The organism is Intrasporangium calvum DSM 43043 (genome assembly GCF_000184685.1).
GTDB lineage: Bacteria > Actinomycetota > Actinomycetes > Actinomycetales > Dermatophilaceae > Intrasporangium > Intrasporangium calvum.
In genome coordinates this window covers 2228990-2248203 of sequence record NC_014830.1, presented here as the reverse complement: position 1 = coordinate 2248203, position 19214 = coordinate 2228990, and the positions used below count along the sequence as shown (strand labels likewise).

Genomic DNA, 19214 nt, shown 5'->3' with positions numbered 1-19214 from the left:
TCGGCGGGCGTGCTCCGTCCAGCCTCTCCCCGCCTCAGCGCAGCGGGACGAAGCGGTAGGCCCCGTGCTCGCTGGTGCGGGCCTCGCCTCCCCGGCGCTCGACCACGACCATCCGGCTGTTCACGGGGATGACCATGCGCCCGCCGTCGGCCAGCTGCTCGACGAGCTCGTCCGGCAGTGAACGCGCGTTGGCGGAGACGAGGATCCGGTCGTAGGGCCCGTGCTCGGGATCGCCGAGGACGTCGTCGACGACGGGTGAGATGGAAGCCCAGGTCAGGCTGGTCGCGGCGAGGTTCTCCGCGCCCCACTGGGCGAGCTCGGGGACGAGCTCGACGCCCCGGACCCATCCGTCCGGGCCGGTGAGGTGGGCGAGGAGAGCGGTGGTCCACCCCGAGCCCGACCCCACGTCGAGGACCCGCTGCCCGGGCTGGACGTCGAGGAGCCGCAGCATCGTCTCGACCGTCCGGGGCTGGGAGTTGGTCTGTCCGTGCCCGATCGGGATGGGGGCGTCCCGACCGGCAGCGGTCCGGGCGGACGCCGGGAGGAAGCCCTCACGCGGGACCGCGTCGAGAGCCCGCCGCACGGCATCGCGGGTCAGGCGCACCCCCACATTGAAACAGGCTCGGGCGGGTACGACCGGCCGCCGTGATCTCTGATGGGGTCGATAGGGTCGGACCGTGACTGACGACGTGCTCACTGCAGACCAGATCCAAGCCGTGCGCGACCGGGTCGCGACGCTCATGCCGCAGCTCCGGGCGGACCTCGAGGCGCTCGTGCGCATCCCGAGCGTCTCGGCGGCCAGCTTCGACCAGGCCGAGGTGGCCCGCAGCGCCGAAGCCGTCGCGGAGCTGCTGCGAGCCGAGGGGCTCGAGGTCGAGGTGGTCACGGAAGGTGGGCGTCCGGCTGTCATCGGCCACATCGACGGTCCCGAGGGCGCTCCGACGGTGACGCTCTACGCCCACCACGACGTCCAGCCGCCGGGGGACGACGCAGACTGGGACAGCGCCCCGTTCGAGCCGACCGAGCGCGACGGCCGTCTCTACGGGCGCGGCGCCGCGGACGACAAGGCCGGGGTCCTGGCCCACATCGCGGCGCTCCGGGCCCACCGCGGCAACCTGCCCGTCGGCGTCACCGTCTTCGTCGAGGGCGAGGAGGAGTCGGGTTCGCCCTCCCTGCGCACGATCCTCGAGCGGCACGGCGACCGGCTCGCCGCCGACGCCATCGTCATTGCCGACTCGGGCAACTGGGCCGTCGGCACCCCGGCCCTCACGACCACGTTGCGCGGCGGCATCCGCGTCGTGGTGCGCGTCGAGACGCTCGACCACTCGGTGCACTCGGGCATGTTCGGCGGCGCGGCGCCCGACGCCCTGACCGCCCTGATCAAGCTGCTGGCCACGCTCCACGACGACGAGGGCGACGTCGCCGTCCAGGGCCTGGAGGTCGGTGAGGCGGCCGACCTCGACTACGACGAGGCCCGGTTCCGCGCCGAGTCCGGGCTGCTCGACGGTGTCGAGCTCATCGGCACGGGCTCGATCCTCAGCCGCCTGTGGAACAAGCCGTCCATCACGACGATCGGAATGGACGTCACCTCGGTGGCAAAGGCCTCGAACACCCTCGCAGCGCGGGCCGCCGCCAAGGTGTCGATGCGGTTGGCACCGACCCAGGACCCGCTCGCCGCCTTCGAGCTGCTCGAGCAGCACCTGCTCGACCAGGCGCCGTGGGGCGCGAAGGTCACCGTCGAGCTCGAGGAGCACGGTTCCGGCTTCGCCGCCGACGCCAACGGCCCGCTCCACGACCAGGCCCGGGCGTCCTTCAGGGACGCCTGGGGGGTCGAGCCGGTCGACATGGGGGTGGGCGGCTCGATCCCCTTCATCTCCGACTTCGCGGCGCGCTTCCCCGAGGCGGCGATCATCGTCACGGGCGTGGAGGACCCCGACACCCGCGCACACGGCGCCAACGAGTCGCTCCACCTCGAGGAGTTCGCCCGGGTCTGCGAGGCCGAGGCGATCTTCCTCGCCCGGGTGGGCGCCGCCCGCGCCTGACCGCGGCGTTCGCCTGGGGGGCGGGAGGTCAGCTGAGCCGGCTGCGCGCTGGGAGCCGGCTCAGCGGCATACGGCATCGCGCTGGTCGGCTCAGGAGGACGGGGTGCCGTTCCCGCGGTAGATGCCCTCGCGCAGCTCGAGGGCGTAGGCCTCCACGTCCGGCATGCCGACGTCGCGAGCCACCGCGATCTCCGCTTCGATGTCGTACGGCACCCTCACGAAGCTGATCGAGAATCCCTCTGGCTCGAGGGAGCCGAGCTTCCCCTCGAGGAGCACGTAGGGCGCGGTCGGTGCGTCGAGGTGGTTTCCGACGGCTCCGGCGTTGAAGAGGGTCAGCCCCTCGTCGGCTTCGAGGAAGGTGCTGTGGATGTCGCCGTAGCCGACGACGTCCGGCGTCGTGCCGGCCGGCGACGGGCCAGCCCGGAAGTCGCCCGTGAAGTCGGTGTTCGTGAACATCCCGAGGAACTCCTCGCGCGTGTGCCGCACCCGGACCCGGACGAACTCGCTCGTCTGCGAGGCGTGGAAGAGCCGGATCCGCTGGCCACTCATGACGAGCTCGTGCGCGTTGGGCAGCGCAGCCAGCCAGCGGACGTCCTCGTCGCTCAGCTCGTCACGCGCGAACTGGCCGCCCGCGAACGGCTGCACCGCATTCCGGGAGATGAAGGTGTCCCAGTTGCCGCGGACCGTCACCTCGCAGGTCTCGCGGCTCAGCTTGACGGCCTCCGAGCCGCGTGGGCCCTTGCCGACGACGTCGCCGAGGTTGAGGACCCGCGTGATGCCCCGGGCCTCGATGTCGGCCAGCACGGCCTCGAGCGCCGTGACGTTGCCGTGCACGTCCGAGATCACGGCGACCCGGTCCTGTCGTCGCGCCCCCGATGCCACCCGTTCAGTCCTTGTGGGTCGTGCCGGGCAGCGCGAGCATCCGGTCGAGCGCGATCCGGGCATCCGCCGCGACCTGCGGGTCCACGGTGATCGGGTTGACGACACGGCGGTCGACGAGCGACTCGAGAGCCCAGACGAGGTGCGGCAGGTCGATGCGGTTCATCGTCGAGCAGTAGCAGACGTTCTTCTCGAGGAAGGCGATCCGCTGGCCCGGGAACTGCTCGGCGAGGCGCTTGACGAGGTTGAGCTCGGTACCGACGACCCAGGCGGTGCCGTCGGGTGCGGCCGCGATGGTCTGGATGATCTTCTCCGTCGAGCCAACCTCGTCAGCGAGCTGCACGACCTCGTACTGGCACTCAGGGTGGACGATGACCTTGACTCCGGGGATCTCGCGGCGGGCGGTCTCGACCGCGTCGACGGTGAACCGGCCGTGCACCGAGCAGTGCCCCCGCCAGAGGATCATCCGCGCGCCGGCGAGCTGCTCCGGGGTCAGGCCGCCGTTGGGGCGGTGCGGGTCCCACACGACGCAGTCGTCGAGCGAGAGTCCCAGCTCGCGGACTGCCGTGTTGCGCCCGAGGTGCTGGTCGGGCAGGAAGAGCACCTTGCCCTCGCCCACCACCCCGCCGACCTCGTCGAAGGCCCACTCGAGCGCGGTGCGGGCGTTGGAGCTCGTGCAGACGGTGCCGCCGTGCCGGCCGGTGAACGCCTTGATCGCGGCGGAGGAGTTCATGTAGGTGACCGGGATCGTCCGCTGGGCGATGCCCGCGGCCTCGAGCTGCTCCCAGGCGTCCTCGACCTGGGCGATCGCGGCCATGTCGGCCATGGAGCAGCCGGCGGCGAGGTCGGGGAGGATGACGGTCTGTTCGTCGCTCGTGAGGATGTCGGCCGACTCGGCCATGAAGTGGACGCCGCAGAAGACGATGTAGGGCGCGTCGGGCCGGGCGGCGGCCTCGCGCGCGAGCTTGAAGGAGTCGCCGGTGACGTCGGCGAACTGGATGACCTCGCTCCGCTGGTAGTGGTGGCCGAGGACGAAGACCCGGTCGCCGAGAGCGGCCTTGGCCGCGCGGGCGCGCTCGACGAGGTCGGGGTCGGAGGGCGCCGGCAGGTCGCCCGGACACTCCACGCCGCGCTCGGTGCGCAGGTCGGTGCCCTGTCCGAGGACGAGCAGGGGCAAGGGTGCGGAGGCGGGCGCCGTGTCCGTCGTCATGCCCAAAGGGTATGCCGCTGAGCCCGCCTGGTGCCCACCAGCCCACGTCCTCCTCCCGCCCTTCCTTGGCGACACACCCGCTTGCCGTCTGCACGTGTCGCCGGCATCCGGGCCGAACACCCGAGAAACGGGTGTGTCGCGGGCTGGGACGAACTGCTCTCTCGATCGGTGGGAGGATGCCGCCGTGTACGTCCTCATCGCTCCCGACTGCTTCACCGGAACCCTGACCGCCGGGCAGGCGGCCGCCGCCATGGCCGACGGCTGGCTCCGCGCCGCACCGCACGACAGCGTCGAGCTCGTGCCGCTCTCGGACGGCGGGCCCGGGTTCGTCGAGGTCCTGGCCGCCGACCTCGACGGTGCGGTGCACGCCCTCGTCGTCTCGGACCCCCTCGGGCGTCCGACCCCCGCCACCCTGCTGCTGGTCGGCGACGTGGCCTACATCGAGTGCGCGCAAGCCGCCGGGCTGCACCTGCTCGCCGCCGAGGAACGGGACCCGACCCGGACGACGACCTTCGGAGTGGGGGAGCTCGTGGGCGCCGCCCTCGACCTCGGCGCTCGTCGCATCGTCGTGGGCCTGGGCGGCTCGGGCACCAACGACGCCGGTGCCGGCCTGCTGGCGGCGCTCGGTGTCGGCTCCCGGGAGCGGCTCGGGGCCGGTGGCCTCGCGCTGTCGGGCACGACTGCGGACGACCTCGCCGGTCTCGACGAGGCGCGCGCCCGCTTCCGCGGGGTCGACCTGGTCATCGCCAGTGACGTCGACTCGCCGCTGCTCGGCCTCAAGGGGGCGAGCGCCGTCTTCGGCCCGCAGAAGGGCGCGTCCGAGGAGCAGGCCCAGGCCCTCGAAAGCGCGCTGGGGCATTTCGCGAGCATGGTGTCCCGGGTCCGGCCGCCGGCGAAGGACCTGTTGACCGGCGCCGCCATCCGGCCGGAGCGAGAGCCCGGCGCCGGGGCGGCGGGGGGCCTCGGCTATGCGCTGCACCTGCTCGGTGCGCGGCGGGTCTCGGGCATCGAGGCCGTCCTCGAGGCGGTCGGCTTCGAGCGTCACGTCGCGCAGGCCGACCTCGTCGTCACCGGGGAGGGGTCCCTCGACTGGCAGTCGCTCCACGGCAAGGTCGTCGTCGGCGTGGCCGACGCTGCCGCCCGCGGGGGCGTCCCGGTCGTCGCCGTCCCAGGCCGGTCGGAGCTCGGCCGCAGGGACGCCATGGCTGCCGGGCTGGCCGGTGTCTACCCCGTCGTGGAGCGGCCGGAGCAGCTCGAGGACGCCTTGGCGAACCCGTCGGAGACGCTTGCCGCGCGCGTCGCCCGGGTGGCGCAGACGTGGTCCCCGGCCGGCTCCTGACCCGAACCCAGCGGCACCCGAGACCCTCGTCCGTCCACGATGGGAACAGTGGATGCGGGTCTGTCGGCCCGGGCGGCGTATCCTTGGGACATCGGGAACACTTCAGACTCCGCTTGGGTTGTCACTCGAGACCCATGCTCCATGACGTGAAGGACTGCACATGAGTGTCGAGACGAACGCTTCCGCCACTGAGGCCGACCTGGCCCAGACAGAGGCTCCCGCCCACGGTGTCATCCTCACCGACGTGGCCGCTTCGAAGGTCAAGAGCCTGCTCGAGCAGGAGGGCCGCGACGACCTCCGCCTTCGGGTGGGCGTCCAGCCCGGCGGCTGCTCGGGTCTGATCTACCAGCTCTACTTCGACGAGCGCACGCTCGACGGTGACCTGGTCCGCGACTACGACGGCGTCGAGGTCGTCGTCGACCGGATGAGCTCGCCCTACCTCGAGGGCGCGACGATCGACTTCGCCGACACGATCGAGAAGCAGGGCTTCACGATCGACAACCCCAACGCGGGCAGCAGCTGCGCCTGCGGCGACTCCTTCAGCTGAGTCACGTCACGAAGGGCCCCACCGCGAGGTGGGGCCCTTCGTCGTTCCCGGCGTATGCCGCCGGGCTGGCTGCCGCTGTCGCCACCCCTGGGCGGCCGTCTCCTCGGTGTCAGAACCCGTAGTCGTCGAGGCCGTGCACCAGCGCGGCCGCGCGGTCCGGGACGTCGATGTCGACGTGCGGGTGCTCGGACGGGAGCGGGGCGAACTCGGGCACGTGGATGTCCCGGCAGTCCTCGGCCAGCTCGCCGACGCTGCCCGTGTCGAACCCGTCCCGCGGCGACGGGAACTCGAGCAGCTCGGTCGGGTGGCGCAGGCTCGGGGTGACCATGTCGCCCACGCTATGCCGGCGCGGGGCGGTCCGACAGGGGTACCGGGGAGTAGTCCCGCGAGCGTCCGACGCCCCGGCCTCGGGCTCAGTCCGGCGACGCGGTGGCGCGTGGGGGGAACGCGGTGACGAGCGGGGTGTCGAACGGGAGCGTCCCGACGGCCGCGGCTCCTCCCGGCGACCCGAGGGGCTCGGCCTGCCCCGCCATGGTCTCCTCGAAGAAGTCGGCGTTGTCCTGCAGGTAGGGCTCCAGGTCGGGGGGCAGGTCGTCCTCGTAGAAGATCGCCTCGACCGGGCAGACCGGCTCGCAGGCGCCGCAGTCGACGCACTCGTCGGGGTGGATGTAGAGCGACCGCTGCCCTTCGTAGATGCAGTCGACGGGACACTCCTCCACGCAGGCCCGGTCCTTGACGTCGATGCACGGACTGCCGATCACGTAGGTCATGAGGTCACCCCTTGAGGTTTTCACAAAGAAGTTGTAAAAACACACTGTAGGTCGGGACGACCGAGAGGAGAAGAGGGAATGGGCACGAACCGCGAGGGTTCAGCGGACACCCCGGTCTCCGGGTTCACCGTGTGGGGCGACTTCACCTGTCCCTGGAGCCACCTCGCCTGGCGACGTTGCGTGCTGCTGGCCGAGGCCGTGGTGTCCGTCGACTGGAGGACCGTCGCGCACGAGCGGTGGCGTCATCTGGACCCAGCGGCCCACCGCAGCCGCCTCGAGGACCTGCACCGGGAGGTCCAGCTGGTCAGGCAGCACCTCCAACCGGGCGAGTCGCTGCCCCACAGCACCAACGGCCACGTGCCGTTCACGGGCGCGGCGACGTCCGCCTACGCCGAGGCGTACGCGAGCGGAGTGGCTCGAGTCGTGCGGGAACGGCTGTTCGAGGCCTTCTGGGACGAGGGTGTCGACCTCGACGACCCTCGGGTCCTGCGGTCGCTCCTTGCCGCAGACCTGAGGGGCAGCGCATCGAGCTCTGAGCCGGTGTGGCGCTGGGGCCTGGCCTGCGACGTCACCGGCGGGCCCATCTCGAGCGACGCGTGGCACCTGGTGCGCGACTGGCGCTCCCAATGGCGCGAGCTCGGCGGCACCGTGCCCACCGTGCTCGCCGGCGGCCAGACGATCGTGGGCGTCGAGGCGGTCGACTGGCTGGGGGCGCAGCTGAAGAGCCGCGGCCTCGGGACGTGGGACGATCGAGCGCGTGAGCATCCCGCCGCCTGACGGAGCCGTGGAGCAGCCCGGGTTCGGACCCTCCCGGGCACGCGTGCTGGCCGCCCTCCGGGAGCTTGGCGGGCCCGCGACCGCAGCCGAGCTGGCGGGCCGGCTCGGCACTCACCCGAACACCGCGAGGTTCCACCTCGAGGCGTTGTGCGTGGCCGGTGTCGTGTCCCGGGAACGCGAGGACCGCACGGTGCCCGGTCGTCCGCGCACGCACTACGTCGCCGGGCCTGCGCCTGGCGGGTCGCGCCGCAGCTACCGGCTGCTCGCGGAGATCCTCGCCGCCCAGCTCGGGACCTCCGCCCCCGACCCCGGGGGAACGGCAGCGCGGGCCGGGCGGGCCTTCGGCAGGGCCGCCGGCGCCGGTCGACGCCACGTCGGCTCCGACCTCGCGGCCGCCGGCCTCGTCGTCGACACGCTGTCGGGAATGGGGTTCACGTCGCTTCCGTCGCGCGAGGACCCCGACCGGATCCGGATCGACGTCACCTCGTGCCCCTTTCTCGAGGTGGCCACCCAGCACCTCGACGTCGTGTGCGCCGTCCACCGCGGGCTCATGGAGGGCCTGCTCGAGGCGACCGGCGCTCCGCTCCGGGTCGCGAGCCTCGAGCCCCTCGTCCGGCCGACCCACTGTGTCGCCCACCTCGAGCGGGCGGTGCAGGGGAACGGCCATGGCGTCGTCCCGGCGCCGACAGGCTAGGTTTTCGCTGTGCAGATCGCGATCACCGGTTCCATCGCCACCGACCACCTGATGACCTTCGAGGGGCTCTTCGCCGACTCGCTCGTGGTCGAGCAGCTGGACAAGATCTCCCTGTCCTTCCTCACGCAGGACCTGCAGGTCCGGCGCGGTGGTGTGGCAGCCAACATCGCCTTCGGGATGGCGTCGCTCGGCCAACGGCCGATCCTCGTCGGCGCGGTGGGGGAGGACTTCACCGACTACCGCTCCTGGCTCGAGCGACACGGGGTCGACTGCCACTCCGTGCACTACTCCGAGTCCCACCACACGGCGCGGTTCATCTGCACGACGGACCAGGACATGGCTCAGATCGCGACGTTCTACGCCGGCGCCATGACCGAGGCGCGCGACATCGAGCTCGCGCCGGTCGCCGACCGCGTCGGCGGCCTCGACCTCGTCGTCATCGGGGCCAACGACCCGATCGCGATGCAGCGCCACTCCGAGGAGTGCCGCTCGCGGGGCATCCCCTTCGCCGCCGACCCCTCGCAGCAGCTCGCGTTCCTCGACGGCGACGGGATCGCCGGCCTCATCGACGGAGCCGAGTACCTGTTCACCAACGAGTACGAGGCCGCGATCGCCTGCCAGAAGACCGGCTGGAGCGAGGACGACCTCGCCGACCGGGTGCGCGTCCAGGTCAAGACCCAGGGCAAGGACGGGGTGACCGTCCGGGTCCGCGGCGAGGAGCCGGTCCACGTCGGGGCAGCCCGCGAGGTCCGCAAGGCCGACCCCACCGGTGTCGGTGACGCCTTCCGGGCCGGGTTCCTGACCGGCCTCGCGGCCGACCTTCCGGTGCGCCGGTGCGCAGAGCTCGGCTCGATGCTCGCGACCTACGTCATCGAGACGGTCGGGACGCAGGAGTACTCCGTGCGAAAGGCCGACTTCCTCGAGCGGCTCGCCGAGGCCTACGGGGACGAGTCCGCGGACGAGGTCGGTCCCCACATCGAGTGCGAGCGGCCCTGACCCATGGGTCCGTGCCGTCGAGCCGCCGCCAGCTGACCGGGGCCGGTCCGTGCCCACGTCTCCGCCGCCCTCCACCCCGTGGGACTTCGACCTCGACCGACTGCCACCGGAGGAGGACCTCATCGGCGTCGGCGCCGACCTCGACGTCGCCACGCTGTACGCGGCCTACACGATCGGTGTCTTCCCCATGGGGATCGGCGAACACGGCGCGGAGCCGATTGGCTGGTGGTCTCCGGACCCGCGCGGAATCCTGCGGATGGGCGACCTCAGGGTCACCCGGTCGCTGCGCAAGTCGCGGGCGAAGTTCGAGATCCGGGTCGACACCGCCTTCGAGCAGGTCGTCCTCGCGTGTGGGGACCCGAGGCGGTCCGGTCGCTGGATCACGCCCCGGATCGTCGAGGCCTACGTCCACCTCCATGAGGCGGGGTGGGCGCACTCCATCGAGACCTGGCAGGCCGGACAGCTCGTCGGTGGGCTGTACGGGGTCGCCATCGGTGGGCTCTTCGCCGGAGAGTCGATGTTCCACGCGGTGCGTGACGCGTCGAAGGTCGCCCTCGTCGGCCTCCACGAGCTCCTCGCGCAGGACGGCGACCCGCGTCGCCTCATCGACGTGCAGTGGCAGACCGACCACTTGGCCACGCTGGGAGTGACCGAGGTGCCGAGGGACGAGTACCGCCGGCTCCTCGCGGTGGCCCTGGAGGCCCCGCTGCCGGCACCGTGGGCCTGACCCGGCGAGGAGGTCAGGGGTCAGCCGGCCGGGCCACGAGCTCGACGACGAGCTCCGTGTGGTCGCCAGCGGGCCGCTGGCCCACGAAGCGGTGACCGCGCATCCGGCACCACGCGGGGACGTCGTGGGCCGCCGCCGGGTCGGTGGCCAGCAGGACCACCGTGCCGGCGCCGGGGTGGTCCGCGACGTAGCGGGCGAGCTCGATCACGGGAAGCGGGCAGCGCTTGCCCCGGGCGTCGACGACGTGCTCGGGAGTCACAGCCCGGCCACGCCCAGCTCGCCGCGGACCTCCCGGACCGTGGGTCCGAGAATGGTGCAGAGGACCTCGACGTCCTCCTCGCGGCCCGGGCTCACCGCTCCGAGCGGCAGGGTCACCCGCACGTTGCCGTGCGTCAGTGTGCCCATGGCAGCCAGGACATGGCTCGGCTCGAGCGTGCTGGAGGTGCAGGCCGAGCCGCTCGCCACGGCGAGGCCCTGCCGGTCGAAGGCGCCGACGAGCGCCTCACCGTCGACGTAGAGACTCGAGAACGTGACGACGTGGGGGAGCCGGTCGACGGAGTCACCCACGACCTCGGTGTCGGGGACGGCGGAAGCCGCCGCGCGGATCCGTTCGACCAGGTCCCGAGCCGCGGCGGCGTCGGCCGGCCGCGAGGCGGCGGTCTGCTGCCAGGCCTCCGCAGCGGCCAGCGCGAGGGGGACCCAGGGCGTCACGTCGGTCCGTCCGTGCTCGACGTCCGGCCAGGCGCCGGGCCAGTGCCAGCGGGTCCCCTCCCGGACGACGAGGACGCCGAGCGGGGGGCCTCCCCACGACCGGGCGTCCCCCACCAGGACGTCCCACGCAACCGGTGTCGCATCGCGACCCAGGGACGCCGTCGCGTCCACCACGAGGGGTATGCCGCTGGGCTCGGTCAGCGCCCACGCTTCCTCCAGCGGCTGTCGCGTCCCGACCTCGCCGTTCGCGGCCTGGAGGGCTGCCGCCACCGTTCCCGGCACGGCGAGGGCCTCCGCCCAGGCGCCGAGGTCGACGGCCCCTCTGGGGGTGACGCGCACCTCGGCGAAGCGGTCCGCGGCCCCGGAACGGGCCGCCCGCGCCCGACCCGGGACGAGGATCGCGGAGTGCTCCACCGCGGAGGCCACGGTCCGAGCGCCACGGCGCTCAGCGGCATACAGCACGCCGTCGACCGCCCGCACCAGCGCGGTGGGACCGCTCGGGAGGAAGCTCACCTCCGCGGGTCTGACGCCCAGCCCCTCAGCCAGGACCTCCCGCGCGCGGGCCAGCAGCGCAGCGGCCCGGCGGCCCTCGGCATGGAGGCGCGCGGGGTCCGCCCAACCCGCCTCGAGGGCGGCGCTCAGCGTCTCGCGCGCCACCGGGTGCAGCGGACCTGCCGCCGCGTCGAGCAGACGCCGCCGCACGGGAGCCCTCGGAGACTGGTTCGCCACGCCACAACGTTATCCGGACCCACGCGGACATCTGGAGCCCTGTGGCGGTAGGGTTCGGCATTGAGCACGCCCGTGTTCTCTGGGCGATGCCCTTTTTGCTTTGTATGGTGTGGAGACGGAAGGAAAGGTGCACCTGGTGCCTGAGCACGAAGACACCCCGGTGAGGACCGCGACGCCGGCGTCGTCCGGCCGACGCAGGGGCCTGCGCCTCGCGGGTCTGGCGACGGTGAGCGCCGTGGCGCTGGCCGGCTGCCAGGGGCAGGTTTCCAACGGCTTCATGCCCCAGGCGATCTCCGACAGCGGCGAGCGAGTCACGGACCTGTGGGTCGGCAGCTGGATCGCCGTGCTCGCCGTCGGCATGATCACGTGGGGCCTCATGCTCTACGCCGCCGTGCGTTTCCGCCGCCGCAAGGGCGACGACACCCTGCCCGTGCAGCTGCGCTACAACGTCCCCGTCGAGCTGCTCTACACCATCATCCCCGTCTTCATGGTCGCCGTGTTCTTCTACTACACGGCCCGCGACGAGGCGGCGCTCACGGACAACAGCAAGACCCCGGACGTGACCATCAGTGTCGTGGGCAAGCAGTGGAGCTGGGACTTCAACTACGTCGACTCCGACGTCTACGAGACGGGCGTGCACACCCAGCTGACCGGCGAGGAGGGGACCCGCGAGCAGATGCCCGTCCTCTACCTGCCGGTGAACCAACGGGTCCAGTTCGTGCTCAACTCCCGCGACGTCATCCACAGCTTCTGGGTGCCCGCCTTCATGACCAAGCTCGACATGATCCCGGGCAAGACCAACCGCCTCCAGATCGTGCCCACCCAGACCGGAGAGTTCCAGGGCAAGTGCGCGGAGCTCTGCGGCGCCTACCACTCCGAGATGCTCTTCATGGTCAAGGTGGTCTCCCAGGAGGAGTACGACCAGCAGATGGCCCGACTCGCGGAGCTCGGCCAGACCGGCCAGCTCCCCGTCGACGCCAGCCGTGAGGACCTCGTCAAGGGAGACGCCGAGCTGATCCCCGAACCTGCTCGTACCGGGAGCAACTGATGACCACGACCGCAGACCGCAGCGCCACCACGGGCTCCGTGCCGACCGGCGCACCAGTCACGCCGCGTTCCGAGATCAAGGGACGCACCTTCGTCAAGTGGGTGACGACGACCGACCACAAGGTCATCGGCAACCTCTACTTCATCACCTCGTTCCTGTGGTTCCTGGTCGGCGGCATCCTCGCGCTGCTCATCCGGGCCGAGCTCGTGGCTCCGGGGCTGCAGGTGGTCGACAACAAGGAACAGTTCAACCAGCTGTTCACCATGCACGGCACGATCATGCTGCTGCTCTTCGCGACCCCGCTCTTCGCCGGCTTCGCCAACGCGCTCATGCCGCTGCAGATCGGTGCGCCGGACGTCGCCTTCCCGCGACTCAACATGTTCGCCTACTGGACGTACCTCTTCGGTGGCCTCATCGCCGCTGCCGGCTTCCTGACTCCGCAGGGCGCAGCCTCCTTCGGCTGGTTCGCCTACACGCCGCTGTCGACGGAGAGCTACAGCCCCGGACTGGGTGGCGACCTCTGGGTCTTCGGCCTCGCGTTCGCCGGGTTCGGCACGATCCTGGGCGCCGTCAACTTCATCACGACGATCGTGTGCATGCGCGCCCCCGGCATGACGATGTTCCGGATGCCGGTCTTCACCTGGACCGTCCTCATCACCTCGATCCTCGTCCTCATCATCTTCCCGATCCTGGCTGCGGCGCTCTTCGCGCTCGGCGGTGACCGACGCTTCGGAATGCACATCTTCGACCCGGAGAACGGCGGTGCCATGCTCTGGCAGCACCTGTTCTGGTTCTTCGGCCACCCCGAGGTGTATGTCATCGCGCTGCCGTTCTTCGGCATCATCAGCGAGGTCATCCCCGTCTTCTCCCGCAAGCCGATCTTCGGCTACAAGACGCTGGTCTTCGCGACGATCTCCATCGCTGCCCTCTCTACCGCGGTGTGGGCCCACCACATGTACGTGACCGGGCAGGTGCTGCTGCCCTTCTTCGCGGTGATGACCATGCTCATCGCGGTTCCGACCGGGGTGAAGTTCTTCAACTGGATCGGCACGATGTGGGGCGGGAAGGTCTCCATGGACACGCCCATGCTCTGGGCCATGGGCTTCCTCGTCACCTTCCTCTTCGGTGGCCTGACCGGCGTCATCCTGGCCAGCCCGGCCCTCGACTTCCACCTGTCCGACAGCTACTTCGTCGTCGCGCACTTCCACTACACGGTGTTCGGCACGGTGGTGTTCGCGATGTTCGCGGGCTTCTACTTCTGGTGGCCCAAGCTCACCGGCCGGATGCTCGACGAGAAGCTCGGCAAGATCCACTTCTGGATGCTGTTCGTCGGCTTCCACACGACGTTCCTCATCCAGCACTGGCTCGGCGTCGAGGGCATGGCCCGCCGCTACGCCGACTACCTGCCGGAAGAGAACTTCCAGACCGGCAACATCGTCTCCAGCATCGGCGCCCTGCTCCTCGGCGCCTCGATGATCCCGTTCATCTACAACGTGTGGCGCACCTGGAAGAAGGCTCCGCTCGTCGGGGTCGACGACCCGTGGGGCTATGGCGCATCGCTGGAGTGGGCGACCTCCTGCCCGCCGCCACGCCACAACTTCACGTCGCTGCCCCGGATCCGGTCCGAGCGACCGGCCTTCGACCTGCACCACCCGGAGGCGGCGCCCGGGACCCGGCCGGTGCCCGACCGCGGGACGCTCGTCCAGGTGATGGGGCCGGCGGACCTCGACGAGACTGTTGCCGAGCGTTCGACGACCCGCGAGCCGAAGGAAGACTGACCGATGCGCGTCGAGACCAAGCTGTTCTTCTACCTGCTCGCGTTCTTCGTCCCGGTCACCCTGGTCTACGGGTTCTGGTCGGGCTGGAAGGAGCCGATCGGGGTCGTCGCCCTCTCACTCACCGCGGGGTTGTTCCTCCTCACCGGCTTCTACTTCTGGATGACCGGGAAGAAGCTCCCGCTGCGGCCGGAGGACAACGCCAGCGGAGAGATCGAGGAGGCGGAAGGCAACTACGGCTACTTCGTCGCCAGCTCCTGGACGCCGCTCTGGCTCGCCGGTGCGGGCGCGATCATGTTCGCCGGCCTGGCGATCGGGTGGTGGCTGTTCATCATCGGTGCGCTCTTCGCCGTGGTCGCCACGGTGCTGTGGGTCTTCGAGTCGTTCTCCGGCAGGTACTCCATCTGAGCCGTCTCGCTGACGCGTGCGTCACCCCGACGGTCGGGCATGGGTGAGGGGGAGGACGTCCGTCCTCCCCCTCACCGAGTACCGAGGTGGTCACGGCCCTTCGGGCTCGCAGTGCGATCGTCTGGGAGAGAACATCGGATAGCACCTCCGTCCGATCGGTATTGACTGCTCTTCGACCGTAACCCCGCTGGCCCGTCAGGTAAAGGGCGAGTGGCCACTGGTCTCACGCCAGGCTTGAGCTCTGGAGGACCTCCGTGCGGCTCTGTCGTGCCCTGCGGTGCCGTCCGCGTCAGCGGGCTCGACACAGGGCTCCGGTAGGGCCGGATCGCCTCGCTCAGCCCCACCCGAGCTCATGGAGATGGCGGTCGTCGATCCCGAAATGGTGCGCGACCTCGTGGACGACGGTGATCGCGATCTCGTCGCGCAGCTCGTCGACGGAGCGGCACATGCGCTCGAGCGGGCCCTGGAAGATGGTGATCCGGTCCGGCAGGGCTCCGGCAGCCCACCAACCGTCCCGCTCGGTGAGCGGGGTGCCGTCGTAGACCCCCAGCAGGTCGGGATCGTCCTCGGGCGGCTCCTGCTCGACGAGCACGACGACGTTGTCCATCGCCCGAGCCAGCTCGGCAGGGATGCCGTCGAGGGCCTCCGCCACGGCGGCCTCGAACTCGGTGTCACTCAGGTGCTGCACCTTGGGAGTCTCGCATGTGGCTCTGCTCAGAAACGCGAGAGGGCCCCACCGCGGACTCGCGATGGGGCCTCTCTCGTCGGTGCGCCGGCTCAGGGCCGGCCAGAGCGCTTTCTCAGGGGCGTCCGGCCGGCTCGATGGCCTCCGGCTCACGCGCCTCCTCGTAGGCCTTCCCGTGGGCCTCGATCGCCTCGGGGGCGTGGTGGGCCGCCTCGAGCTCGGAGGGGGTGACGGTCGGGACCCGATCGCGGAAGTAGAAGTGCGAGAACTTCGCGCGGAGGCGGTCCTTGCGGGCGGCCGGGCGTGCGACTCCGTTCGCGTCCACCTCATGGGTGAGCTCGAACGGCTCGGCCACCTCGTGCTGCACGAGCGGCCAGCGCTCCATCGGGGTGAGCGGGGCGTGGATCTCTTCGAAACGACCATCGGCGTGGCGCCAGATCGTGCCGGTCTCGCGACCGTGCAGCACTTTCTGCCGGTCGGCGCGCTGGAGGCTCAGGCAGATGCGCTTGGTGATCCAGAAGGCAATCGGTGGGCCGATGAAGAAGAGCAGGCGCAGGGCGTTGGTGATGTCGTTGATGGACAGGTGCAGCTTGATCGCCATGAGGTCGTTGCCCGCGGCGAACATCAGCACTGCGTACATCACGATGCCGGCCACACCGATGGCGGTGCGCGTCGGGGCGTTTCGCGGACGGTCGAGCAGGTGGTGCTCGCGGTTGTCACCGGTCACCCACTTCTCGACGAAGGGGTACACACCAATGAGCGTCCACATGGCGGGCAGGAGGATGAGCGAGAACGGGAAGATGTTCATGCTCCAGGTGAACCCGCCCCACGACTCGAACTCGAGCCAGCCGGGGACGAGGCGCAGGGCTCCGTCGGCGAAGCCCATGTACCAGTCAGGTTGCGATCCCGCGGTGACGGGGGAGGGGTCGTACGGGCCGTAGGCCCAGATCGGGTTGATCGTCACGACGGCGGACACCAACGCGATGACACCGAAGACGATGAAGAAGAACCCGCCCGCCTTGGCGATGTAGACCGGCATGAACGGGTAGCCGACGACGTTGTTGTTGGTCCGGCCGGGTCCGGGGTACTGCGTGTGCTTGTGCACGAAGACGAGCAGGATGTGCGCGGTGAACAACGCGACGAGGATCGCCGGGATGAGCAGGACGTGGACGGAGTAGAGGCGCGGGATGATCGACTCACCCGGGAAGGCGCCGCCGAAGATGAAGTAGGAGAGGTACGAGCCGATGACCGGCGCCGACTGGACGAACCCGTTCATCGCCCGGATGCCGGTGCCCGACAGGAGGTCGTCCGGGAGCGAGTAGCCGGCGAAGCCCTCGATGGCGGCCAAGAGGGACAGGATCGTGCCGAAGACCCAGTTGATCTCGCGCGGCTTGCGGAACGCGCCGGTGAAGAACACGCGGGCCATGTGCACGAACACCGCAACGACGAAGATCAGGGCCGCCCAGTGGTGGATCTGGCGGATGAGCAGGCCACCGCGGATGTCGAAGGAGATCGCCAGGGTGGACCGGTAGGCGTCGGAGACGACGATGCCCTGGAGCGGAACGTAGGACCCGTCGTAGACGACCTGGGACGCACTCGGGACGAACCAGAAGGTGAGGAAGACCCCGGTGAGCAGGCAGACGATCATCGAGTACATCGCGATCTCGCCGAGCATGAACGACCAGTGGTCGGGGAAGACCTTCTTGAGCAGGTAGCTGGTGCCCTTGGCCGCACCGGTCCGGTCGTCGACCCACCCGGCGATGCCACCAAGGGGCTTCTGGTCGGCCTGGCGATGCTCGGCGGCTCGGTCGCCGTCGCGCAGCTCCGAGGCGTGACGTGGCTGGTAGGTGGCGCTCATCGCTTACGCTCCCAGAAGCTCGGTCCGACGGCTTCGGCGAAGCCTTCGGGCGCAACGAGGTACCCCTCGTCGTCCACGGTGATCTTGAGTTGCGGCAGCGCACGCTTGGCCGGGCCGAAGATGACCTTGCAGTCCTCGGTCAGGTCGAAGGTGGACTGGTGGCAGGGGCAGAGCAGGTGGTGGGTCTGCTGCTCGTACAGGCCGACGGCACATCCGACGTGGGTGCAGATCTTCGAGTAGGCGACGACCCCGTCGACGCCCCAGTCGCGAGCCTTCTGCACCTTGATGTCGTTGGGGTCGAGACGGATCAGGATGACCGCCGCCTTCGCCTTGCCTTCGAGGACGTGCTTCCGCTCGTCGATGGAGTGCTGCAGGGTCTCCGGCATGACGTGGAAGACCGAGCCGTTGGTCACGTCCGCGAGCTTGATCGGGGTCATCTCGGGGTCGCGCATCAGACGAATCGGCTTGCCGCCGTTGTTCTCGGGGTCCCAGAGGGTCTCCTTGAGCTCGCCGACCGTGACCGGCCCGAGCGACCCTGCGATCTGCAGACCGAGCGGCAGGGCGAACAACCCGAGCGCACCACCCAAGGAGTACTTGAGCACGGGACGCCGGGTCAGCCCCGTCGACTCCACCCCATCGCTGACGACGGTCACCGCGCCGGCGCGAGCCTCGGGGCTAGAGGCCTGGGCGTGGCGCTCCTCGACGACCTCCTCGTCGGACATCAGGGTCTTGGCCCAGTGCACGGCACCGAGACCGATGAAGAGGATGGAGACCCCGAGCGACAGCCCCAGGACGACGTTCTGCGTGCTGGTCTTGCCGACGCCGGGCAGGAAGAAGGTCGCCTCGTCACGGATCGCGAAGTAGGCGACCACGAAGATCAGCGCGCCGAGCATCGAGATGCCGAACATCGTCGCCACCTGCCGCTCTGCCCGCTTTGCGGCGGCGGGGTCGATGTCGGCGGCTCGGTGGATGTGGGGGGGCAGGCCAGGGTCCTCGAACGTGTCCGGTCCGGCTGCCAGCGACGCCGGCAGGACCTGACCGTCACCAGAGGCAGGCACGAGCGCGTGGCCCTCGACCGGTGCCGCGGTGGTCTGGTTGTCGTTCATCGGGTTGATGTCCTGTCGCTCATGGTCCGGACGATGTTGGGGTGGCGGTGCCGGGGGCCGCGGCTCATGCGGCCTTCTTGCCGAGCCAGACGGCGGCACCGATGAGGATGCCGAGCATGAAGACCCAGGCGAAGAGTCCCTCCGAGACCGGCCCGAGGTTGCCCAGCGTGAGCCCACCGACGTTCGTCGCCTCCTCCTGTGCCTTGAGGTAGGAGATGACCTTCTGCTTGGCGGCGGCGTCGAGGTTGGTGTCGCTGAAGACCGGCATCGACTGCGGGCCGGTGACCATTGCCTCGTAGATGTGCTTCGGCTGGACGCCCTCGAGTGCGGGAGCGTACTTGCCCCGGGTGAGGGCTCCTCCGGCGCCGGCGAAGTTGTGGCACATCGCGCAGTTGACGCGGAAGATCTCGCCGCCCTCGGCGATCGCCCGGTTGTCCTCCTCGGTGCCGGGCTGGAGAACGGTGGTCGACTTCTCGTCCGGAACGGCCGGACCGGGGCCCAGGGACGCGACGTACGCGGCGAGGGAGGCGATCTCGTCCTCGTCGAACTTCACCTCGCTGCGAGGCGCCTGCACGGCCGGCTTGGCCATCGGCATCCGGCCGGTGCCTACCTGGAAGTCGACTGCTGCCGCACCCACGCCCACCAGCGACGGCCCGGAGGCCGTGCCCTGGGCATTCGTGCCATGGCACGAGGCGCAGTTGCCGAGGAACAGCTTCTGCCCCTCGTCGACGGAGGCTGTCGCGACGGCCGCGGAGGCGTTGGCGTCCTTGGGGGCGATGAAAGAGTAGGCGCCACCGGTGATGAGCAGGCCGACGAGGATGAGCAGCGCGATCGCGGCGGGGTGTCGTCGGCGTGCGGCCAAGGCGTTCACTGTGAGGTCCTGTCGTCCGTCGGGGCGGTGCGGGTGGAGCGG

21 protein-coding genes are annotated in these 19214 nt (G+C 70.4%); 10 read left to right on the top strand and 11 right to left on the bottom strand.

What is annotated here, in order from left to right; translation table 11 throughout:
* Positions 1-34: 34 nt before the first annotated feature.
* Positions 35-610: a protein-L-isoaspartate O-methyltransferase family protein gene (locus INTCA_RS10165; protein ID WP_013492829.1), complete on the bottom strand. Its 576-nt coding sequence runs from the start codon at positions 608-610 to the stop codon at positions 35-37.
* A 67-nt stretch (positions 611-677) separates the two neighbouring features.
* Here INTCA_RS10165 and INTCA_RS10160 point away from each other — a divergent pair, with 67 nt between their 5' ends.
* Positions 678-2042 carry a dipeptidase gene (locus INTCA_RS10160; protein WP_013492828.1) on the top strand — a complete coding sequence of 455 codons (1365 nt, stop codon included), beginning with the start codon at positions 678-680 and terminating at the stop codon, positions 2040-2042.
* A 90-nt stretch (positions 2043-2132) separates the two neighbouring features.
* Here INTCA_RS10160 and INTCA_RS10155 read toward each other — a convergent pair whose 3' ends face one another.
* Both INTCA_RS10155 and nadA read right to left on the bottom strand, forming a co-directional pair.
* A complete protein-coding gene (locus tag INTCA_RS10155) occupies positions 2133-2924 on the bottom strand; it encodes a metallophosphoesterase family protein (protein ID WP_244859817.1) in 792 nt (263 codons plus the stop codon).
* 4 nt (positions 2925-2928) lie between these two features.
* The gene (gene nadA / locus INTCA_RS10150) at positions 2929-4131 is read right to left on the bottom strand and encodes a quinolinate synthase NadA (protein WP_013492826.1); all 1203 of its coding nucleotides are present in this window, start codon (positions 4129-4131) and stop codon (positions 2929-2931) included.
* A gap of 184 nt (positions 4132-4315) precedes the next feature.
* Here nadA and INTCA_RS10145 point away from each other — a divergent pair, with 184 nt between their 5' ends.
* Together INTCA_RS10145 and erpA are read left to right on the top strand one after the other, a co-directional pair.
* Positions 4316-5470, top strand: a complete 1155-nt coding sequence (locus tag INTCA_RS10145; protein WP_013492825.1) for a glycerate kinase family protein — start codon at positions 4316-4318, stop codon at positions 5468-5470.
* A gap of 160 nt (positions 5471-5630) precedes the next feature.
* Positions 5631-6017: an iron-sulfur cluster insertion protein ErpA gene (gene erpA / locus INTCA_RS10140; RefSeq protein WP_013492824.1), complete on the top strand. Its 387-nt coding sequence runs from the start codon at positions 5631-5633 to the stop codon at positions 6015-6017.
* Positions 6018-6126: 109 nt separating this feature from the next.
* Here erpA and INTCA_RS10135 read toward each other — a convergent pair whose 3' ends face one another.
* The gene (locus INTCA_RS10135; RefSeq protein ID WP_013492823.1) at positions 6127-6345 is read right to left on the bottom strand and encodes a hypothetical protein; all 219 of its coding nucleotides are present in this window, start codon (positions 6343-6345) and stop codon (positions 6127-6129) included.
* 85 nt (positions 6346-6430) lie between these two features.
* The gene (gene fdxA, locus INTCA_RS10130; RefSeq protein ID WP_013492822.1) at positions 6431-6787 is read right to left on the bottom strand and encodes a ferredoxin; all 357 of its coding nucleotides are present in this window, start codon (positions 6785-6787) and stop codon (positions 6431-6433) included.
* Positions 6788-6865: 78 nt separating this feature from the next.
* On the opposite strand from fdxA, the gene INTCA_RS10125 reads away from it, so the two are divergent.
* The 4 genes from INTCA_RS10125 to aat are packed head-to-tail and all read left to right on the top strand — an operon-like array spanning position 6866 to position 9981.
* Positions 6866-7564: a DsbA family oxidoreductase gene (locus tag INTCA_RS10125; protein ID WP_013492821.1), complete on the top strand. Its 699-nt coding sequence runs from the start codon at positions 6866-6868 to the stop codon at positions 7562-7564.
* Positions 7545-8258: a helix-turn-helix transcriptional regulator gene (locus INTCA_RS10120; RefSeq protein WP_013492820.1), complete on the top strand. Its 714-nt coding sequence runs from the start codon at positions 7545-7547 to the stop codon at positions 8256-8258. Before INTCA_RS10125 ends, INTCA_RS10120 begins: the two co-directional genes overlap by 20 nt.
* Positions 8259-8267: 9 nt before the next feature.
* Positions 8268-9254, top strand: a complete 987-nt coding sequence (locus tag INTCA_RS10115; protein ID WP_013492819.1) for a carbohydrate kinase family protein — start codon at positions 8268-8270, stop codon at positions 9252-9254.
* 49 nt (positions 9255-9303) lie between these two features.
* Positions 9304-9981, top strand: coding sequence for a leucyl/phenylalanyl-tRNA--protein transferase (gene aat / locus INTCA_RS10110; protein ID WP_013492818.1), 678 nt, complete (start codon positions 9304-9306; stop codon positions 9979-9981).
* Positions 9982-9994: 13 nt separating this feature from the next.
* On the opposite strand, the gene INTCA_RS10105 is transcribed toward aat, so the two are convergent.
* Positions 9995-10240 carry a sulfurtransferase TusA family protein gene (locus INTCA_RS10105; protein WP_013492817.1) on the bottom strand — a complete coding sequence of 82 codons (246 nt, stop codon included), beginning with the start codon at positions 10238-10240 and terminating at the stop codon, positions 9995-9997.
* Positions 10237-11421: an aminotransferase class V-fold PLP-dependent enzyme gene (locus INTCA_RS10100; RefSeq protein WP_244859816.1), complete on the bottom strand. Its 1185-nt coding sequence runs from the start codon at positions 11419-11421 to the stop codon at positions 10237-10239. Before INTCA_RS10100 ends, INTCA_RS10105 begins: the two co-directional genes overlap by 4 nt.
* 136 nt (positions 11422-11557) lie before the next feature.
* On the opposite strand from INTCA_RS10100, the gene ctaC reads away from it, so the two are divergent.
* The 3 genes from ctaC to INTCA_RS10085 are packed head-to-tail and all read left to right on the top strand — an operon-like array spanning position 11558 to position 14652.
* Positions 11558-12469 (top strand): aa3-type cytochrome oxidase subunit II, encoded by a 912-nt coding sequence (ctaC, locus tag INTCA_RS10095; RefSeq protein WP_244859815.1) that lies wholly within the window; start codon positions 11558-11560, stop codon positions 12467-12469.
* The gene (gene ctaD / locus INTCA_RS10090; protein WP_013492814.1) at positions 12469-14247 is read left to right on the top strand and encodes an aa3-type cytochrome oxidase subunit I; all 1779 of its coding nucleotides are present in this window, start codon (positions 12469-12471) and stop codon (positions 14245-14247) included. Before ctaC ends, ctaD begins: the two co-directional genes overlap by 1 nt.
* 3 nt (positions 14248-14250) lie before the next feature.
* A complete protein-coding gene (locus INTCA_RS10085) occupies positions 14251-14652 on the top strand; it encodes a cytochrome c oxidase subunit 4 (RefSeq protein ID WP_013492813.1) in 402 nt (133 codons plus the stop codon).
* A 334-nt stretch (positions 14653-14986) separates the two neighbouring features.
* Here INTCA_RS10085 and INTCA_RS10080 read toward each other — a convergent pair whose 3' ends face one another.
* The 4 genes from INTCA_RS10080 to qcrC form a co-directional block, all read right to left on the bottom strand.
* Positions 14987-15340, bottom strand: a complete 354-nt coding sequence (locus tag INTCA_RS10080; RefSeq protein ID WP_013492812.1) for a metallopeptidase family protein — start codon at positions 15338-15340, stop codon at positions 14987-14989.
* A gap of 112 nt (positions 15341-15452) precedes the next feature.
* Positions 15453-17195, bottom strand: coding sequence for a cytochrome bc1 complex cytochrome b subunit (qcrB, locus tag INTCA_RS10075; protein WP_013492811.1), 1743 nt, complete (start codon positions 17193-17195; stop codon positions 15453-15455).
* A complete protein-coding gene (gene qcrA, locus INTCA_RS10070; RefSeq protein ID WP_013492810.1) occupies positions 17192-18301 on the bottom strand; it encodes a cytochrome bc1 complex Rieske iron-sulfur subunit in 1110 nt (369 codons plus the stop codon). Before qcrA ends, qcrB begins: the two co-directional genes overlap by 4 nt.
* 64 nt (positions 18302-18365) lie before the next feature.
* Complete coding sequence (gene qcrC, locus INTCA_RS10065) at positions 18366-19172, bottom strand: cytochrome bc1 complex diheme cytochrome c subunit (protein ID WP_013492809.1); 807 nt, start codon at positions 19170-19172, stop codon at positions 18366-18368.
* Between the last annotated feature and the right edge of the window lie 42 nt (positions 19173-19214).